This is a genomic window from Rhodoferax sp. BLA1 (genome assembly GCF_013416775.1).
GTDB lineage: Bacteria > Pseudomonadota > Gammaproteobacteria > Burkholderiales > Burkholderiaceae_C > Rhodoferax.
In genome coordinates this window covers 40,235-58,488 of record NZ_SZVI01000002.1, presented here as the reverse complement: position 1 = coordinate 58,488, position 18,254 = coordinate 40,235, and the positions used below count along the sequence as shown (strand labels likewise).

Sequence of the window (18,254 nt, the reverse complement as noted above, 5' to 3'; positions counted from 1 at the left end):
TGAAAATGAATGTCGTTGTTGATGTGGGCGACAGGCCTGTAGCTTCAACGACGCTTTGAGTTTCGCTGATTTACAGCCCCGTTGTCATTTGATCTAGATCAGCGTCATTGCAGATTGCCCAACAAGGCCTGAACACGGAAAAAACCTTGGCGTACCATGCGCTCACCTGTGGCAGGGTGCCCCACCCGCAGACAGGGCAAGGAGACAACTTTGCAAGCCACCAACACCTCCAACCCGGCCTATTTCCACAAGGTCGTGGATTGCCAATGGGCCTGTCCGGCCCACACCCCGGTACCCGAATACATCCGACTGATTGGTCAGGGCCGCTACAGCGACGCCTACATGGTCAACTGGGTGTCCAACGTGTTTCCGGGCATTCTGGGCCGCACTTGCGACCGCCCGTGCGAGCCCGCCTGTCGCCGGGGTCGGGTCGAGGAAAACAACGGCAGCAAACCCGAGCCGGTGGCGATCTGCCGGCTCAAACGGGTAGCCGCCGACCACAAGGACGATGTTTCGGCGCGCATGCCGACGGTTGCACCGTTCAACGGCAAACGCATCGCCTGCGTGGGTGCCGGGCCGTCTTCACTGACGGTGGCGCGTGACCTGGCGCCGCTGGGTTACGAGGTCACCGTGTTTGACAGCGAAGCCAAGGCCGGTGGATTCATGCGCTCGCAAATCCCGCGTTTTCGCTTGCCCGAGTCGGTGATTGACGAGGAAACCGGCTATATCCTGAACATGGGGGTGAAGTTTCGTGGCGGGGAACGCGTCGACTCGATGCGGGCCTTGCTGGCGCAGAACTTTGATGCGATCTTTGTGGGCTGTGGTGCACCGCGCGGGCGCGAGCTTGATGTGCCGGGCCGCCAGGAGGCCGCAGACCACATCCACATCGGCATCGAGTGGCTGGCCAATGTCTCGTTTGGCCACATCACGACCGTGGGTGAACGCGTGATTGTGCTGGGGGGTGGCAACACCGCGATGGACTGCTGCCGCTCGGCCCGGCGCCTGGGTGGCAAGGATGTCAAGGTGGTGGTGCGCAGCGGCTTTGAGGAGATGAAAGCATCACCCTGGGAAAAGGAAGATGCGCAGCACGAAGGCATCCCGATCCTGAACTACCACGTGCCCAAGTCGGTGGAGCACGTGAATGGCAAGCTCACTGCCATGACCTTTGAGATCGTGCGCGCCGAGTACGACGCCAAAGGCCGGCGCAGCCTGGTGCCCACCGGTGAGCCCGATGTGCGGCTGGAATGTGACACCGTGCTGGTGGCGATTGGCCAGGAAAACGCCTTCCCCTGGATCGAGGCTGACTGCCGCATCGCCTTTGACAAATGGGGTTTGCCGGTGCTCGGTGAAGGCACCTTTCAGTCGACCCTGCCCAAGGTGTTTTTTGGCGGGGATGCGGCTTATGGCCCCAAGAACATCATCACCGCCGTGGCCCACGGCCACGAGGCAGCGGTGTCGATCGACCGGCTGCTCAACGGTGAGGACGTGACCCGTCGTCCACCACCCCGAACCCATTTGTTGTCGCAAAAAATGGGCATCCATGAGTGGAGTTACCACAACGATGTGTCCAACGACACACGTTTTGCCGTGCCCTGGGCCAAGGCCGACGTGGCCCTGTCCAGCATCAAACTGGAGGTGGAGCTGGGTTTTGATGCCGCCACCGCTTTCAAGGAAGCCAGCCGCTGCCTGAATTGCGACGTCCAGACGGTGTTCAACCGGGGCACCTGCATTGAGTGCGACGCCTGTGTGGACATCTGCCCGATGGACTGCATCAGCTTCACGACCAACGGTGACGAAGCCGAATTACGCACCCGGCTCAAGGCCCCGGCACGGCACACGGCGCAGGCGCTGTATGTCTCGGCCGAACTCAAGACCGGGCGCATTTTGGTCAAGGACGAAGACGTTTGCCTGCACTGCGGCCTGTGCGCCGAACGCTGCCCCACCGGGGCTTGGGACATGCAGAAGTTTTTGCTCAACACCACCCAAGCGGGGCCGCACTGTCGAGACAGCAAGCCAAAGCCCTCGACCAGCGCCGCCAAGGAAACAGCATGAAACGTATTGAAGCCATCAACGACTTCGTCATCAAGTTTGCCAACGTCAACGGCTCGGGTTCGGCTTCGGCCAACGAGTTATTTGCCAAGGCGGTGATGCGCATGGGTGTGCCGGTGAGTCCGCGCAACATCTTCCCGAGCAACATCCAGGGCATGCCGACTTGGTACGAGGCCCGCGTCTGTGAAAAGGGTTACCACGGCCGCCGTGGTGGCGTCGACATGATGGTGGCCATGAACCCGCAGACCTGGGACGCCGATGTGGCCGAGGTCGAGACCGGTGGTTATTTGTTCTACGACAGCACCCGCCCCCTGCCCGCCAGCAAGTTCCGCGACGACGTTTTCACCATCGGCGTGCCGCTGACCGACATCGCCAACGAGGCCTACAGCGAGCCACGCCAGCGCCAGCTGTTCAAGAACATCATTTATGTGGGTGCCCTCTCGGTGCTGCTGGATGTCGAAGCGGAAGTTTTCGAGAAACTGTTCGCCGAACAGTACAAGGGCAAGGAGCGCCTGCTCGAATCCAATGTGCAGGCCCTGCATCTGGGCCGCAACTACGTCAAGGCGCACCTGCAGGCGCCGCTGGGCATTCGGGTGCAACGCGCTGACAACGTGGGTGACCAGATCTTCACCGATGGCAACAGCGCAGCCGGGCTGGGCCTGGTGTACGGCGGCGCCACCGTGGCCGCCTGGTACCCGATCACACCATCGACTTCGGTGCCCGAGGCGTTCCAGAAGTATTGCAGCAAGTTCCGGGTGGACCCGGACACCGGCCAGCACAAGTTCGCCATCGTCCAGGCTGAGGATGAACTGGCCTCGATTGGCATGGTGGTGGGCGCTGGCTGGAACGGCGCGCGGGCCTTCACCGCCACCTCGGGCCCCGGTGTGTCGCTGATGACCGAGTTCATCGGTCTGGCCTACTTTGCCGAGATCCCGGTGACCATCATCAACGTACAACGGGGTGGCCCCAGCACCGGCATGCCCACGCGCACCCAGCAGTCTGATTTGCTCAGTTGTGCCTACGCCTCTCATGGCGACACCAAACACGTGTTGTTATTCCCGCAGGACCCGCACGAGTGTTTCACCCACAGCGCAGCCGCGTTGGACCTGGCCGAGCGCCTGCAGACGCCCATTTTTGTCATGTCCGACCTGGACATTGGCATGAACCAGCGCCTGTGCAAACCCTTCGTCTGGGACGATACCCAAGCCTATGACCGCGGCAAGATCATGAGTGCCGAAGAGCTCGAAGCGGGCAAACCCTTTGGCCGTTACCGCGATGTGGACGGCGACGGCATCCCCTGGCGCACCTTGCCCGGCACCCACCCCAGCAAGGGGGCATTTTTCACACGCGGTACCTCACGCAACCCGCAAGCCATGTACTCGGAAGCCGGTCCCGACTACATCTACAACATGGAGCGCTTGCTGCGCAAGTTCATCACCGCCGCCACCCTGGTGCCACAGCCGGTGTTTCGACCAGCGCAACAGCCCACCCGGCTGGGTGTCATCTACTACGGCTCCACCAGCCCGGCCATGCGCGAGGCGCTCGACGTGCTGGAGCGCAACGGTGTCTACGTGGACGCCATGCGCCTGTGCGCCTTTCCGTTCCCGGACTCGGTCTCCGAGTTCATTGCGGCCCATGACAAGGTGTTTGTGGCCGAACAGAACCGTGACGGCCAGATGCGCACCCTGCTGATCAACGAGCTGGAAATCAACCCGGCCAAGCTGGTCCGGGTGCTGCATTACGACGGAACACCGATCACCGCACGCTTCATCATCCGGACCATCCACGACAGCGTGGCCAAGGAGCTTGTATGACCTTTATTGCCAAACCCCGGCTGCATCACCCCACGCTGCACACCAACCAGGTTGGCTACACCCGGCGTGACTACGAGGGCCGCATCTCGACCCTGTGCGCTGGTTGTGGTCACGACTCGATCTCGGCGGCCATCATCCAGGCCTGCTGGGACCTCAACATTGAGCCACACCGCGTCGCCAAACTCTCGGGCATTGGCTGCAGCTCCAAAACGCCGGACTACTTTTTGGGTGCCTCACACGGCTTCAACACGGTGCATGGGCGCATGCCCAGTGTGCTCACCGGCGCCAACCTGGCCAACCGCGAGTTGTTGTACCTGGGCGTGTCGGGTGACGGTGACTCGGCCTCGATTGGCCTGGGGCAGTTTGCCAATGCCATGCGCCGTGGTGTACGCATGGCCTACATCGTTGAAAACAATGGTGTTTATGGCCTGACCAAGGGTCAGTTCTCGGCCACCGCCGACCGCGGCTCCAAGAGCAAGAAAGGTGTTGTCAACAGCGAAAGCCCGGTGGACCTGGTGGGCATTGCCCTGCAGCTGGGCGCCACCTATGTGGCGCGCAGTTTCTCGGGTGACAAGGCGCAGCTGGTGCCCCTGATCAAAGGCGCCATGGAACACGGTGGCGCTGCTTTTATCGACGTCATCAGCCCTTGCGTGACCTTCAACAACCACAGCGGCAGCACCAAGAGTTACGACTATGTGCGCCAGCACAACGAGGCCGTGAGCCGCATTGACTTCATGGAGCCAGGCCAAGAAATCACGACCGACTACCCACCCGGCGCACTGGTGGAAGTGGAACAACACGACGGCAGCCTGCTGCGCCTGCGCAAGTTGCACACCGACTACGACCCGACCGACCGGTACGCCGCCATGAGCTACATGCAGACCCATGCAGCCCTGGGCGAAATTTTGACCGGCCTGCTCTACATCGACCCGCTGGCTACCGATTTACACACCGCGCTCAACACCACGGCCCAGCCCCTCAACACCCTGAACGCGGCCCAGCTCAACCCGGGCCAAAAAGCGCTCGACAAGATCAACGCCGCACTGCGTTAAACACAGACCCCCACATCCCAGCCTCTTCAACATCCCACCCATCCAGCCGTCACAAGGAGCCCTCACCATGCCCGAACGCACTGTTTCCCAATCGATGGCGCAACGCCACGTCATCAGTGTTTTGCCAACGGCCACGGTGCATGCGGCGGCCTGCGTGATGATGCGCACCAACAGCAGCAGTGTGCTGGTGATTGACACCAACAAGACCATGCTGGGTATCGTGACCGAACGCGACATGATCAACCGGGTGCTGGCCAAGACCGTCGACCCGAGCCGCACCACCGTGGCCGAGGTCATGACCCGCAGCCCGCACTGCGTCAACCCCGAAACCAAGGTGGCCGACGCGGTGCTGATGATGATTGAGCGTGGTTTTAGGCACCTGCCGGTGGTCAGTACCGACGGTCACAAGATCCTGGGTGTGTTCTGCCTGCGTGACGCGCTGCCGCGCGAGGTCCACGCTGCCGTCAACCTGGCTGAATTCAACGAACAGGTGAATGACGCCCTGGGTTGAGCGGCGCCAGCACCTCGGGTTCAGGTGGCTTCAGGGTAGATGATTTTGTAATTAGGAAATGAGAATTCAGTAGTTCCAGTTTGAACGGTTGTCTCCCAGAATCCGCCTCATTGCATCAACGCAATGTTTTCTGAGGATCCCACCGTGAACCCAAGTCTCCGCTTTTCTCGACACATCTCCCGACCCATTTCCCGCCGTATTTTTAATCTTGCCGCTGCGGCCGTCCTGGTCACAGGCAGTCTGGTTGCCCAGGCGCAGCAAGCCGTCACCCTGCTCAACGTCTCTTACGACCCCACACGTGAACTTTATGTCGAGTTCAATGCCGCGTTTGCCAAGTACTGGAAAGCCAAGGCCGGCCAGGACGTGACCATCAAACAATCCCACGGTGGTTCGGGCAAGCAAGCGCGTTCCATCATCGACGGCCTGGACGCTGATGTGGCCACCCTGGCACTGGCCGGTGACACCGACGCACTGGTCAAACATGGTGGCTGGCTGGCGGCAGACTGGCAAAAGAAGCTGCCGCACAACTCCTCACCCTACACATCGACCATCGTGCTGGCGGTGCGCCAGGGCAACCCCAAAGGCATCAAGGATTGGGATGACCTGATCAAACCCGGTATCAGCGTGATCACGCCCAACCCCAAGACGTCCGGTGGTGCCCGCTGGAACTACCTGGCGGCCTGGGAGTTTGCCAAACGCAAATACGGCGGTGACGCCAAGGCCAAGGAATTTGTCGCCAAGTTATTTGCCAATGTGCCTATTCTGGACACCGGTGCGCGTGGTTCCACCATCACCTTTGCACAGCGTGGCCAGGGCGACGTGTTGATCGCCTGGGAAAACGAAGCCTACCTGCTGGAAAAGGAATTCGGCTCAAAGTTTGACATCGTGGCACCGTCTTTGAGCATCTTGGCCGAGCCTGCCGTGGCGGTGGTCGATAAAAACGTGGACAAGAAGGGCACCCGTGCCGTGGCGCAGGCCTATCTGGAGTACCTGTACACCGAAGAGGGCCAGGACATCGCGGGCAAGAATTTCTACCGCCCGGCCGTGTCGGAAAAAGCCAAAGCCAAATACGCGCACCAGTTTGCCAAACTCAACCTGTTCACGATTGACCAGGCCTTTGGTGGCTGGGCCAAGGCGGACAAGGAGCACTTTGCCGATGGCGGCAGTTTTGATCAGATTTACACCAAGAAATAAGCACCCAGGCCGCACACACCTGTTCGCTGTCACCTATCAGGGTCCCTTGAAAGAAGAACAAAGGCACACGGTGCGCGGGCGGGAGCGCAAGGCGGCGGCTGCAGGTATTTCTGGGCATCGACCCACCCCGCCAGCGTGAACTCATTGAACGGTCAGCACAGCGGTGGCATCCACCATTCCTGAGATCATCCAGCACATTAAGCACACCCCCGGTTTCGACCCGGTTGGCGCACGCATGCTGTGGCACTGGAACGATGGACTGAACCGCCTGAATCAGCACATCAGCATACCGGTGCCTGACATCAAGGCACTGACCATAGAGGTCGGCGTCGCGAAACCCACGCCGCCGCAAAAGTTTGCTGCGCCCAGGTATGGCGAGTCGCCGTTGTTGGCGACCAAGCGCAGGGCAAAGCCGGTGCGGCCATCTTGACGATGTTTGCATGTCGCGGCCACTCAATCGCAATACAGCTCGCACACCCATTTCAGCGCGGTTGGTTAGCTGATTCACCCCATTCACCGGCGCGAACGCGTACATTTGTATTCCAGAGGTTTTCCGCCCGTAGCTGATCTACAAGTTGCTGACGATCTTGCGGGCTTATCTGGCTGTCGTATACGTCGAAGTACATGAAGTCTACGGACACAAGTTCACTGTCATAGGGCGCTATGGCAATACCAATGATTTCCCTAGCTTCATTGAAATGCAGCAGTGCACCTTCAGAATAAAGGTGCAATAGGTACTGGCGGTACTGTCGATATTCAGAGTGCTCCTGCTGATCAGGAAAAAAAGGCAGAAAGACAAAGCAATAGAGTCGCTTTCGGCCAGGCTGTACGACAGTTCGGAAAAAGCGTTTGTGATCTGATGAGATGGCTCTGCCTTCACGTAGAGTTGCCCCGAGCGGGCTCCTTGCACGACGGTTTTCGCTTGCCATTACACGTAACACGCGCTCGTTGCCATCTGCACGTTGCGACTCTCTTCCGACAAAAAAGTGATCGGTGCTGCCATGAATCACATGAGATGCTTGGTACTCGATTAAGTCATCCCAGAGATAGCTGAGGGAAGCTGCAGTCGCGCGTGATGTATACGGGCCGGTCTTGCGGAATTTTTCCCAAGAACCTTCTTGCATTACGATGGTTGAGTCCGCTTCGAAGTCAGGAAAACTGTGCGCGCCCTCTAGACTGACATTGGAGATGTAGGCCGTAAGCAAATCCTCCTCGCCGGGAATGATGAACTCACATCCAGCCTTTCCAAGGAGGGCCTCCTTCTTGGCTAGGTAGTCGGTGAAATCAGCGACAGTGTCAAGCTCTTCCAGTAGCAGCGAGAGGGTAAGGTCGTCAAGCACGTGGATGAACTTATTCCGACCAAGTGGCCAACCAATTTGGAACGGCGCATGTTCGTGATCTCTTCCCTCAAGTCCTGTGTTCAGCATCAGACTGCCGGAGCTGCCACCGCTCCCCCCATAGGCCTCCCAATAGCGCTCTGCAGCGCTAACCGCCCCATGAGCCACTGCGATTAAGTGCACGCGCATTTGTGCCGGATCGGGGAGGTTTAACGGTACTTTTGTTGTACACCTAGCATTTGTAAAGATTCGAGTCGTAGATCGTTTTAGCGATCCAGCTGCGCCGACAAGCTGCTTAGCAGATTTTTCAATGGCGTGCCGATACCAACGTGTCCATGAGACTCTGACGTCCGCATGTGTTGGAAATGCACAGTCCTTGTCCGAAAAGAGAAGGATGTCGTCACCGAAGATCACCATGAGATCGCAGAGCTCTTTGCCCGAACCACTGCTGGCTAACCCTTCGTCGGTGTAGGGACCGGGGATGCTCCACAAAGAGAGCATTGACTTTCGGACCAACTGTAAAAGCTTAGTCTCCGAAGCAGTCGCGCCAGAAGCGCTGCGGAGCCATCCCCACGAGTTTGAGTCCGAGTCAATAACCGTATCTGCATACGGTAACTCACGCTGTCGGGGGTGAGACCACCCTGTATCTAGATTACTCACGCTTGGTCACTCCCTAAAGCCACATCCTGCCGGACAACAAACCCAAACGGCAACTCAAACGTATAAAACCGCCTCAAAACTGACCATTGGGAGTTCTCACACCTAGTCATTGCCAGCCAAATGCAAGATTCTCCATAGCGTCAACTTCTTCTTCGGTTCAGATATTTAATCCTCTACGAGGAAAAATAGCCTAAAGCTATGTTGGATCAGCGTCCCCGATTGTTAACGGCCGCGCTCTAATCCTCTCCAATGCTTCATTGACATATTGGGGATACGCCCCACAAAAATACTCGAACGTCAAGGGATTGCCTGCAAAGTAGTGGCAACATAGTTCTACCCACGTTTGAACTTGCACCGGTCCATTTAACTTGAACAACTTGCGAGACCGGGACTTGATTTGTGCGTGATTTTTTGCGTTGTAATTGAAGTCGGAATCTCTGCGCAAGAAATATTCTTCTTTGGAGTAATACTGCATCGCCCCATCAAAGTGCCGAAATGTGTTTGCGTCGATATCAAATTCTGCGTGGATGTAGCGGGCGGGGAAAAATATCTTTCCCTCCATCTCCATCTTCACATCTTCGGATTTCATCTCCAGCGCTTGAAATGTCTTGATCGGGCCGTCCTGCGACCATTTGATGTCTAGACAGTACGAGTTTTCGAAGAAGGCGGACAGGTGGCGTTGATCAATGTCGAGAGGTGGTCTGAGCTTGCACATGCCGTTGGGTATGGCTGCAACACGCTCGTCGAATGGTGCACCAAACCACGTATCGAGTTCGATATAAGCTCTGCTATCTAAATTTATTCGGACGCGATCCTCATCCAGCGCGATGTACTTTGACACAGATGGATTTTCAAACTGCCAAAATAGGTCGATGAAGAGCGGGGCATAGTTATTCAGCTCGTGATAACCGCGACGAAAGTGAGGATGTGCTAAAAGTACAAATCGATCATTTCGAAGCAGTCCAGCCTGAAACGGAATACTCTGAAATTTTTTGGATAGAGTCTGGACGGCATACAAACCATCTCGCTCTTTCTCTATTCCCTGAAGGAGTTTGAGCGTGATTCCAGGCGCCGAGGCAAGGAGTCCAGTGATGTGTGTGTACGAGAAGCTCTCGTTGAAAAGTTCAACACCTTTCGTCAAGGCGTAGGCCTTGAAGTCTCGAATGACGTTTGCGTTTGCTTCGATTTCCCTACGTTGCTCCTCCTCTTTTGCACGACGGTAGCTTGAGAGAAAGTCCTCGTATTCTTGATCGTTCATAGTGGTAACGACTAGGGGTGCCTAACGAAATCAATTTCGCAAAACTTGCTGACAGATATGGGAATTGCGAAATAGACAGTTCATGAAGTTTCCCGGGAAGTGTCTTGTCCCCGGCAAACTATTTAAACGCCATCGACCGATCCAGTCTATCAGCTTGATTTGCAATAGTGGGGACCTTACCCTACGTAATCTATTGAAATCCGGGTGAGAGCATCGAGTTCCGACCTCCGAGGTCTTCCAACACAACGCCATATAGCTGCCGTTCGTGAAGGACTGCAACTAGGTCACAACCGCAGTTTGATTATCAGAGTCCAGAACCACACCGCTGACTGTCGATCTGATCGATGCCAATGCCCAGCCAGTTGCAATCTGATCAGCGGATGCAGCAAGCCCATGAAACCCCGCATATACGTTTCCAGCCATAAGGACATGACAAAACAGTCGTTTCGGTTTTGACTGAGTGCCTGCAAAATCGCACCCCCGCATTTTGTTATGCATGCGATCTCCATCGTCAGAAGTCACTCCACAGAACTACACCGCCAAGCGCAGCAGCCAACCCGTATGTTGACGGGCGCTGCGTTGTGGCAAACCCCCATGATTGAACTAGACAACATCCACCTCACCTACCCGGGCCATCCGGCGCCGGTGCACGCCCTGCGCGGTATTGACCTGCGGGTGCCTGCCGGTGAAATTTTTGGCGTGATTGGCCGCAGCGGTGCGGGCAAAAGCTCGCTGATCCGTGTCGTTAACCTGCTCAACCGACCCACCCAGGGCCAGGTGCGGGTGAACGGTGCCGACCTCACCGCCCTGTCCCAAACCGAGTTGCGCAGTGCCCGGCACCAGATTGGCATGATCTTTCAGCATTTCAACCTGCTCTCTAGCCGCACCGTGTTTGAGAACGTGGCGCTGCCGCTGGAGCTGGTCCATGAGCGCCCGGACGTGATCCAGCGCCGGGTGGATGAGCTGCTGGACCTGGTCGGTCTGTATGACTTGCGTGACCGTTACCCGGCCCAGATCAGTGGTGGCCAGAAACAACGTGTGGGCATTGCCCGCGCGCTGGCCAACAACCCCAAGGTGCTGTTGTGTGACGAAGCCACCTCGGCGCTCGACCCCGAAACCACCCGTTCCATCCTGGGCCTGCTGCGCCAGATCAACCGCGACTTTGGCCTGACCATTGTGCTGATCACGCACCAGATGCAGGTGATCAAACAGGTGGCCGACCGCGTGGCGGTGATCGATGCCGGTGCAATCGTGGAGCAGGGCGCGGTGATGGAGGTGTTCACCAACCCGCAACACGTCACCACCCGCAGCCTGATTGACGAAATCTTGCCGCAAGAGCTGCCTGAGAGCGTGATCACCCGCATCCGCCAGCTCATGAGCACTGAGCCCAGCAACCAGGGGCAGTTGCTGCGCCTGGCGTTTTCAGGGGAGGACGCGACCAAGCCGCTGCTCTCAGACGTGATCCGGCGCTTTGGGTTGGACATCAACATCCTGCACGGCCAGGTGGATGACATCCAGGGCCAGCTGTTTGGCTCACTCGCGGTGCACGCGCGCGGCGCCAGCGAGCAACTCAACGCCGCCATTGCCCACCTGCGCGAAGCTGGTGTGGTGGTGCACAACAAGGAACTGAGCCATGTTTGACACCTTCACCCCCCAACTGCTGGAGCTGTTTGCCACCTCGCTGTGGGAGACCATCATCATGGTCGCCATCTCCGGCGCAGTCGGTGCGGCGCTGGGCCTGCCGCTGGGCATCCTGCTGTACCTGACCCAAGCGCGTGGTGTGCTGGCGAACCCGCTGCTCAACCGGGTGCTGGGCACCACGGTCAACGCGGTGCGCTCCACCCCTTTCATCATCTTGCTGGTGGCGATCATCCCGTTTACCCGGCTGCTGACGGGCTCGTCGATTGGCACCATGGCCGCCGTGGTGCCGTTGACGATTGCTGCCGCACCGTTTTTTGCCCGGCTGATCGAGACCGCCTTGCACGAAGTCGACCACGGTCTGGTCGAGGCTGCCCAGTCCATGGGCGCCAGCACCCAGCAGATTGTGCTCAAGGTGCTGCTGCCCGAGGCCTGGCCCGGCATTGTGGCGGCGCTGACCATCACCCTGGTGAGCCTGACCGGTTATTCGGCCATGGCCGGTGCCATTGGCGGCGGTGGCCTGGGCGACCTGGGCATCCGTTACGGCTACCAGCGCTTTTTGCCCGAGGTGATGCTGGCCGTGGTGCTGGTGTTGATCGTTTTTGTGCAAGCCGTGCAAAGCCTGGGCGACTGGGCGGTGCGGCGGCTGAGCCACAAGTAGGCCGACCCAATGTTGCCCAACCCTTGCTGCAAGAGATATGTTTTTTATAGCTGTTGGCCCTGATTCAATAAGGGCTAGAGGCCAATTTATCTTAAATACTTAGTTATTCCACACTTTTCACTTTCACAGGACCCATCATGCAAAAACGCACCCTTCTCCAATCTGTCCTCGCCCTGGCTGTGACCGCCACCCTGAGCAGCCCGCTGCTGGCGCAGGACAAACCGATCAAGGTCGGTGTCACCGCCGGACCCCACGCCCAGATTCTTGAACAGGTCAAAAAAGTCGCCGAGAAAGACGGCCTAAAGATCCAGATCGTCGAGTTCAGCGACTATGTGCAACCCAACGCCGCTTTGGCCGCAGGCGACTTGGACGCCAACAGCTACCAGCACAAACCTTATCTGGACCAGCAGGTCAAAGACCGTGGCTACAAGCTGGTCAGCGCGGGTTACACCGTCAACTACCCGATTGGCCTGTACTCCAAAAAGGTCAAGAACCTGACCGACCTCAAGCAAGGCGCCAAGTTTGGCATCCCCAATGACCCGACCAATGGCGGGCGCGTGCTGCTGGTGCTGCAAGACAAAGGCCTGATCAAGCTGCGCCCCGAAGCTGGCCTGAAAGCCACACCGCTGGACGTGATCGACAACCCGAAGAAGCTGAAGTTTGTTGAGCTGGATGCCGCCCAGCTGGCCCGTTCGCTGGACGATCTGGACGCTGCCGCCATCAACACCAACTTTGCCTTGTCGGCTGGCCTGAACCCGGCCAAAGATGCCATTGCCCAGGAAAGCGCCAAGAGCCCCTATGTCAACATCATTGTGGTGCGTGAACAGGACAAGGACAAAGCTTGGGTGGCCAAGCTGGTCAAGGCCTACCATTCCGACGAGATTCGCAAGTACATCCAGACCGAATTCAAGGGTGCGGTGCTGGCCGGGTTCTAAGACCTGGCACGTTCTTACAATTTTCAAATAACACCGGTCTTCCCACTCTCACACAAGGAGCTCTTATGTCTGAATCCTGGAAATTTGAAACCAAATCGGTCCACGCGGGTTATTCCCCTGACCCCACCACCAAGGCGGTGGCGGTGCCGATTTACCAGACCGCGGCCTACGCTTTTGACAGCGCGCAGCATGGCGCCGACCTGTTTGACCTGAAGGTGCCGGGCAACATCTACACCCGCATCATGAACCCGACCAACGATGTGCTGGAGCAGCGTCTGGCCGCGCTCGAAGGTGGTTTGGCCGCGCTGGTGCTGGCGTCCGGCCAGGCGGCGGTGACCTACTCCATCCAGACCATTGCCGAGGCCGGTGACAACATCATTGCCAGCAGCGCGCTGTACGGCGGCACCTACAACCTGTTTGCCCACACCTTGCCACTCTCAGGCATCACCACCCGTTTTGCCGACCCGCGCAACCTGGCCAGTTTTGAAGGTCTGTTTGACGACAAAACCAAGGCGGTGTTCATCGAGTCCATCAGCAACCCGCAAGGTGCGGTGACCGACATCGCCGCCATTGCCGAGATCGCCCACCGCCATGGTGTGCCGCTGATTGTGGACAACACGGTGGCCAGCCCTTACCTGCTGCGCCCGTTTGAACACGGCGCCGACATCGTGGTGCATTCCCTCACCAAGTACCTGGGTGGCCACGGCACCAGCATTGGTGGCGCGATTGTGGACTCGGGCAAGTTCCCCTGGGCTGAGCACAAGGCCCGCTTCAAACGCCTGAACGAGCCCGACGCCAGCTACCACGGTGTGGTCTACACCGAGGCCCTGGGTGCTGCGGCCTACATTGGCCGCGCCCGCGTCGTGCCTTTGCGCAACACCGGTGCAGCGCTGTCGCCGTTCAACGCGTTCCTGATCCTGCAAGGCATTGAAACGCTGGCCTTGCGCATGGACCGCATCAACGACAACACGCTCAAGGTGGCGAACTTCCTGCAGAGCCACGCCAAAGTGGCCTGGGTCAGCTACGCCGCGCTGCCCAGCCACCCAGATCACGCGCTAGCCCAAAAATACCTGGGTGGCAAGGCCTCTGGCTTGCTGACCTTTGGTGTCAAGTCGGCGCCGGGTGAAGGCCGCAAGGCTGGCGCGGCGTTCCTGGATGCGCTGAACCTGTTCACCCGCCTGGTCAACATTGGCGATGCAAAGTCGCTGGCCACCCACCCGGCCTCCACCACGCACCGCCAGTTGTCCCCCGCAGAACTGATCAAAGCCGGTGTGCCCGAAGACGCGGTGCGCCTGTCGGTGGGCATCGAGCACATCGACGACCTGCTGGCTGACCTGCAGTCGGCGCTGGCAGCGGTCTGAGCACATCGGCAGGACAGGCCGCAACAGACACAACAGCCCACGGGAGGGCTGTGCTGGCGCGGCCTAGCCTACGTAGCGGGTGTGTGATGTGACAAGCATGTCTGAGTCGGTTGACTGGCTGGCAGACGGCTGCCCGTACAGCCACCGTTTTCAGGACAGATACCACTCCTGTACCGGTGGCCTGGTGCAGGCGGTGGGTGTTTTTTTGCGCGGCTGTGGTTTGCCACAGGGCTGGCACGGGCGTGAGCACTTCATCGTGCTGGAAACCGGCTTTGGCCTGGGCCAGAACTTTCTGGCCACCTGGGCGGCGTGGTTGGCCGACCCGCAGCGTTGCCAGCACCTGCATTTTGTTTCGGTAGAGGCCTACCCGGTGGCTGCGGTTGATTTGGTTCGTGCTGCGCGGGCGGCTGAGGCGGGACTGAGGGATCTGCACACCCCGATTGCGCCGCTGGCTGAAGAGCTTGCCAGTGTCTGGCAGAACCTGTCACCCGGCGTCCATCACTTTGATTTTTTACAAGGCCGGGTGCAGTTGACACTGGCCGTGGGTGATGTGGCCCAGGTGTTGCCGCAGCTGGATGGGGTGGCTGACGCGGTGTTTCTTGATGGGTTCAGCCCCAGCATCAACCCGGACATGTGGTCAGCGGCCACCCTGCAGGCGGTGGCTTTGTTGTGTCGGCCTGGAACAACCCTGGCCACTTACACGATCGCCCGGCGCGTGCGTGACGGCTTAAAAGCCGCCGGGTTTTCCGTCAAAAAATGCCCGGGTCTGCCACCCAAGCGGGACCGGCTGGAGGCGGTGTTTATCGGTTCGCCTCACTCCGGCACATAAAACGTGGTTTTCTCGCGCACCTTGACCAGCTCTTCATCTGGCCCAAGCTGAGTCACCTCCAGCTGGATCGGCAAGGTCTGCCCGGCCATGCTGCTGGCGTCGGTGAACGGCAGGCGCACACTCAGGGGCACGGTGCGGGCCTCGACCGGGCCGAGTTCCAGCTCCAGCGGTTCGCCCAGGGACAAATCGGGGTGACCCAGCACAGTCACCCGGTAACGCTGTACTTCTTCGGTGGCGTTCATGACATGTAAGCGGTAGACGTTTTCCACCGCGCCCCCATTCACCACCCGGGCCATCACACCGCGGTCACGCACCACATCCACTCGCATCGGGCTGCGCAGGGCGACACTGCTCACAAAGGCCAGCACCGCTGCCAACAGCAAAGCCGCGTAAATCAGCACCCGTTTGCGCAACACCCGCTTGCGCAAAGTCGGCTGGTCCCAGCCATTGGCCAGGCCGTTCTGGGTCGAATATCGGATCAGGCCCTTGGGGTAATTCATCTGCCCCATGACCGTGTCACACACGTCAATACAGGCGGCGCAGCCAATGCAGTTGCTTTGCAAACCGTCGCGGATGTCGATGCCGGTCGGGCAGACCTGCACACACAGGGTGCAGTCAACACAGTCGCCCAGGCCCAGCGCCTTGGGGTCGGCGCTGCGCGAACGTGCGCCGCGTGACTCACCACGTGTTGTGTCGTACCCAATGACCAGGGTGTCGCGGTCCATCATCGCGCCTTGAAACCGAGCGTAGGGGCAGGCGTGTTTGCACATCTGCTCGCGCAAGTAACCCGCATTGACATAGGTGGCCAGGCCATAAAAACCGACCCAGAACAGCTCCCACGGGCTCCAGGCCAGCGCCAGCACTGCTGCGCCGAGGGACTGGATCGGGGTGAAGTAGCCGACAAAGGTGAAACCGGTCCACAGGCTGATCAACAACCAGGCCGCCTGTTTGCCGCCTTTGCGCGCCATCTTTTCAGCTGTCCAGGGCATGGCGTCGAGTCGTTTGCGGGCGTGGTGGCTGCCTTCCAGGCGCTGCTCCACCCACAGGAAAATCTCGGTGTAGACCGTCTGCGGGCAGGCAAAACCGCACCAGATGCGCCCGGCCACGGCCGTCACAAAAAACAGCAACAAGGCAGCCAGCATCAACAACACCGCCAGGTAAATCAGGTCTTGCGGGTACAGCGCCAGGCCAAACAAATAAAAGCGCTGCTGCCCCAAGTCAAACAACACCGCCTGGCGGTCGTTCCAGGACAACCAGGGCAGGCCGTAAAACACCAGTTGGGTCAGCCACACCGCCGCCCAGCGCCAGGCGGCGAACCGGCCGGTGACGGCACGTACATAAATCTTGTTTTTGGCATCCATCACAAACAGGCCACTGTCGGTGGCACTGTCAGCAATGGGCAGGATGGGAATGGTCTTTCGTGACATACATCAAGGATGCCGCAGGCGCATCTGAAATGGTAGATTCAGTTTCTGAGAAAAAAACCATATCAGTTGCACCCATGAAACGTTACGAACACTATGCCCAGGACATCGCCCGGCTAATCAAGGCCCAGACCCTGCGCCCCGGTGAGCGCCTGCCGTCAGTGCGCCAGGCCAGTGCCAGCAGGCAGATCAGCCCGGCCACGGTGTTTGCCGCCTATTACCTGCTCGAAGCGCAGGGTTTGATCGAGGCGCGCGCGCGTTCTGGCTACTACGTCAAGACACAAGCCCAGCCGCTGCAGGCCGAGCCAAGCACCGCGCCGCCAGGCGCCGCCGCCACCGCCGTCAACATCAGTGATCTGGTGTTTGAGGTGCTGGAGTCCACCCGCCAGCCCGATGTGGTGCCGCTGGGTTCGGCCTTTCCGAGCCCGGCGCTGTTCCCGCTGGACAAACTGGCGCGTTGCCTGACACCCGCGATGCGGCAATTGGCGCCTGAACGACTGGTGGAAGACCTGACCCAGGGCAACGAGCGCCTGCGCCGCTTGATTTGCCTGCGTTATGCCAGCCACGGCACCACGCTGGCCATGGACGAGGTGGTGATCACCAACGGTGCGATGGAGGCCCTGAACCTGTGCCTGCAGGCCGTGACCCAGCCCGGTGATGTGGTGGCGGTGGAGTCACCCACGTTTTATTCGGCGTTGCAGGCGCTGGAGCGGCTCAAGTTGCGCGCGGTCGAGGTCGCGACCCACCCGCGCGACGGCATCGACCTGGCCTCGCTGGAGGCGGTGTTGCAGGCCCACCCGGTGAAAGCCTGCTGGTTCATGCCGAACTTCCAGAACCCGCTGGGCAGCCTGATGCCCGAACCCCGCAAACAGGCCTTGGTCCAATTGCTGGCAGAGCACCAGGTGCCGCTGATTGAAGACGACGTTTACGGCGAGCTGTACTTTGGCCTGAACCGCCCACCGCCCGCCAAGGCCTACGACCAGCAGGGTTTGGTGCTGCACTGCAGTTCATTCTCCAAATGTCTGGCGCCGGGCTATCGGGTGGGCTGGGTTGCGGCGGGCCGGTTTGCCCGGCAGGTGCAGCGTCTCAAGCTGATGACCACGCTGTCGAGTGCGATTCCTTCGCAGCTGGCGATTGCCGACTACCTGCAAGGTGGCCAGTTTGAGCGCCACTTGCGCCAACTGCGCTTGAGTCTGGCCCAACAACAGGAGGTCGCCTTGAAGGTGATTGCCGCGCATTTCCCGGCTGGCACCCGTGTCACCCGGCCGCAAGGCGGCTACTTCTTGTGGCTGGAATTGCCACCGCAGGCGGATGCCCTGGTGTTACAGCGCCGGGCACTGGCCGAACACATCAGCATCGCCCCTGGCCACCTGTTTTCTGCCGACCAACGCTTTTGCCACTGCCTGCGGCTGAACTACGGCCAGCTCTCCGATGCGCGCTTTGAAGACGCGCTCAAACGGGTTGGCGAGCTGGCGTGTGAGTTGCTGAGCGGTTAAGCATTACGCCTGCTTTGCTACAAAAGTCATAGCTA

General features: G+C 59.3%; 15 protein-coding genes. 12 read left to right on the top strand and 3 right to left on the bottom strand.

Features of this window, described 5'->3' with window-relative positions; translation table 11 throughout:
• Window positions 1-210: 210 nt before the first annotated feature.
• From FDG13_RS03385 to FDG13_RS03360, 6 genes are all read left to right on the top strand, one after another.
• Window positions 211-2,052: an FAD-dependent oxidoreductase gene (locus FDG13_RS03385; protein WP_180125410.1), complete on the top strand. Its 1,842-nt coding sequence runs from the start codon at window positions 211-213 to the stop codon at window positions 2,050-2,052.
• The gene (locus tag FDG13_RS03380; protein WP_180125409.1) at window positions 2,049-3,863 is read left to right on the top strand and encodes a 2-oxoacid:acceptor oxidoreductase subunit alpha; all 1,815 of its coding nucleotides are present in this window, start codon (window positions 2,049-2,051) and stop codon (window positions 3,861-3,863) included. The genes FDG13_RS03385 and FDG13_RS03380 overlap by 4 nt, the downstream gene beginning before the upstream one ends.
• Window positions 3,860-4,915, top strand: coding sequence for a 2-oxoacid:ferredoxin oxidoreductase subunit beta (locus FDG13_RS03375; protein WP_078364997.1), 1,056 nt, complete (start codon window positions 3,860-3,862; stop codon window positions 4,913-4,915). The genes FDG13_RS03380 and FDG13_RS03375 overlap by 4 nt, the downstream gene beginning before the upstream one ends.
• Before the next feature lie 67 nt (window positions 4,916-4,982).
• Window positions 4,983-5,426 carry a cyclic nucleotide-binding/CBS domain-containing protein gene (locus tag FDG13_RS03370; protein WP_180125408.1) on the top strand — a complete coding sequence of 148 codons (444 nt, stop codon included), beginning with the start codon at window positions 4,983-4,985 and terminating at the stop codon, window positions 5,424-5,426.
• A 198-nt stretch (window positions 5,427-5,624) separates the two neighbouring features.
• The gene (locus FDG13_RS03365; protein WP_370528153.1) at window positions 5,625-6,620 is read left to right on the top strand and encodes a sulfate ABC transporter substrate-binding protein; all 996 of its coding nucleotides are present in this window, start codon (window positions 5,625-5,627) and stop codon (window positions 6,618-6,620) included.
• 163 nt (window positions 6,621-6,783) lie between these two features.
• Entirely contained in the window at window positions 6,784-7,050 is a 267-nt protein-coding gene (locus FDG13_RS03360) for a hypothetical protein (protein ID WP_180125407.1), read from the top strand.
• Window positions 7,051-7,102: 52 nt separating this feature from the next.
• Here the strand turns inward: FDG13_RS03360 and FDG13_RS03355 are convergent, their stop codons facing one another.
• Window positions 7,103-8,458 carry a hypothetical protein gene (locus tag FDG13_RS03355; protein WP_180125406.1) on the bottom strand — a complete coding sequence of 452 codons (1,356 nt, stop codon included), beginning with the start codon at window positions 8,456-8,458 and terminating at the stop codon, window positions 7,103-7,105.
• Between the two features lie 355 nt (window positions 8,459-8,813).
• A complete protein-coding gene (locus FDG13_RS03350; RefSeq protein WP_180125405.1) occupies window positions 8,814-9,875 on the bottom strand; it encodes a hypothetical protein in 1,062 nt (353 codons plus the stop codon).
• Window positions 9,876-10,469: 594 nt separating this feature from the next.
• Between FDG13_RS03350 and FDG13_RS03345 the strand changes: the two genes are divergently transcribed.
• The 5 genes from FDG13_RS03345 to mnmD all read left to right on the top strand — a co-directional run bounded on the left by FDG13_RS03345 (window position 10,470) and on the right by mnmD (window position 15,299).
• Window positions 10,470-11,516: a methionine ABC transporter ATP-binding protein gene (locus FDG13_RS03345; RefSeq protein WP_180125404.1), complete on the top strand. Its 1,047-nt coding sequence runs from the start codon at window positions 10,470-10,472 to the stop codon at window positions 11,514-11,516.
• Entirely contained in the window at window positions 11,509-12,174 is a 666-nt protein-coding gene (locus FDG13_RS03340) for a methionine ABC transporter permease (RefSeq protein WP_180125403.1), read from the top strand. Before FDG13_RS03345 ends, FDG13_RS03340 begins: the two co-directional genes overlap by 8 nt.
• A 137-nt stretch (window positions 12,175-12,311) precedes the next feature.
• The gene (locus FDG13_RS03335) at window positions 12,312-13,109 is read left to right on the top strand and encodes a MetQ/NlpA family ABC transporter substrate-binding protein (protein WP_180125402.1); all 798 of its coding nucleotides are present in this window, start codon (window positions 12,312-12,314) and stop codon (window positions 13,107-13,109) included.
• Between the two features lie 65 nt (window positions 13,110-13,174).
• On the top strand, window positions 13,175-14,470 hold the full coding sequence (locus tag FDG13_RS03330) for an O-acetylhomoserine aminocarboxypropyltransferase/cysteine synthase family protein (protein ID WP_180125401.1): 1,296 nt from the start codon (window positions 13,175-13,177) through the stop codon (window positions 14,468-14,470).
• 97 nt (window positions 14,471-14,567) lie between these two features.
• A complete protein-coding gene (mnmD, locus tag FDG13_RS03325; protein WP_180125400.1) occupies window positions 14,568-15,299 on the top strand; it encodes a tRNA (5-methylaminomethyl-2-thiouridine)(34)-methyltransferase MnmD in 732 nt (243 codons plus the stop codon).
• Here the strand turns inward: mnmD and ccoG are convergent.
• On the bottom strand, window positions 15,284-16,726 hold the full coding sequence (gene ccoG / locus FDG13_RS03320; RefSeq protein ID WP_180125399.1) for a cytochrome c oxidase accessory protein CcoG: 1,443 nt from the start codon (window positions 16,724-16,726) through the stop codon (window positions 15,284-15,286). The genes mnmD and ccoG overlap by 16 nt on opposite strands.
• Before the next feature lie 74 nt (window positions 16,727-16,800).
• On the opposite strand from ccoG, the gene FDG13_RS03315 reads away from it, so the two are divergent.
• Window positions 16,801-18,219, top strand: a complete 1,419-nt coding sequence (locus FDG13_RS03315) for a PLP-dependent aminotransferase family protein (protein WP_180125398.1) — start codon at window positions 16,801-16,803, stop codon at window positions 18,217-18,219.
• Window positions 18,220-18,254: the final 35 nt, after the last annotated feature.

Excerpts from the sequence above, each read along its gene's own strand:
- ccoG (WP_180125399.1), bottom strand. The coding sequence starts at position 16,726 with ATGTCACGAAAGACCATTCCCATCCTGCCCATTGCTGACAGTGCCACC.
- FDG13_RS03340 (WP_180125403.1), top strand. The coding sequence starts at position 11,509 with ATGTTTGACACCTTCACCCCCCAACTGCTGGAGCTGTTTGCCACCTCG.
- FDG13_RS03380 (WP_180125409.1), top strand. The coding sequence starts at position 2,049 with ATGAAACGTATTGAAGCCATCAACGACTTCGTCATCAAGTTTGCCAAC.
- FDG13_RS03345 (WP_180125404.1), top strand. The coding sequence starts at position 10,470 with ATGATTGAACTAGACAACATCCACCTCACCTACCCGGGCCATCCGGCG.
- mnmD (WP_180125400.1), top strand. The coding sequence starts at position 14,568 with ATGTCTGAGTCGGTTGACTGGCTGGCAGACGGCTGCCCGTACAGCCAC.
- FDG13_RS03355 (WP_180125406.1), bottom strand. The coding sequence starts at position 8,458 with ATGCTCTCTTTGTGGAGCATCCCCGGTCCCTACACCGACGAAGGGTTA.
- FDG13_RS03370 (WP_180125408.1), top strand. The coding sequence starts at position 4,983 with ATGCCCGAACGCACTGTTTCCCAATCGATGGCGCAACGCCACGTCATC.
- FDG13_RS03375 (WP_078364997.1), top strand. The coding sequence starts at position 3,860 with ATGACCTTTATTGCCAAACCCCGGCTGCATCACCCCACGCTGCACACC.
- FDG13_RS03330 (WP_180125401.1), top strand. The coding sequence starts at position 13,175 with ATGTCTGAATCCTGGAAATTTGAAACCAAATCGGTCCACGCGGGTTAT.
- FDG13_RS03350 (WP_180125405.1), bottom strand. The coding sequence starts at position 9,875 with ATGAACGATCAAGAATACGAGGACTTTCTCTCAAGCTACCGTCGTGCA.
- FDG13_RS03335 (WP_180125402.1), top strand. The coding sequence starts at position 12,312 with ATGCAAAAACGCACCCTTCTCCAATCTGTCCTCGCCCTGGCTGTGACC.
- FDG13_RS03315 (WP_180125398.1), top strand. The coding sequence starts at position 16,801 with ATGAAACGTTACGAACACTATGCCCAGGACATCGCCCGGCTAATCAAG.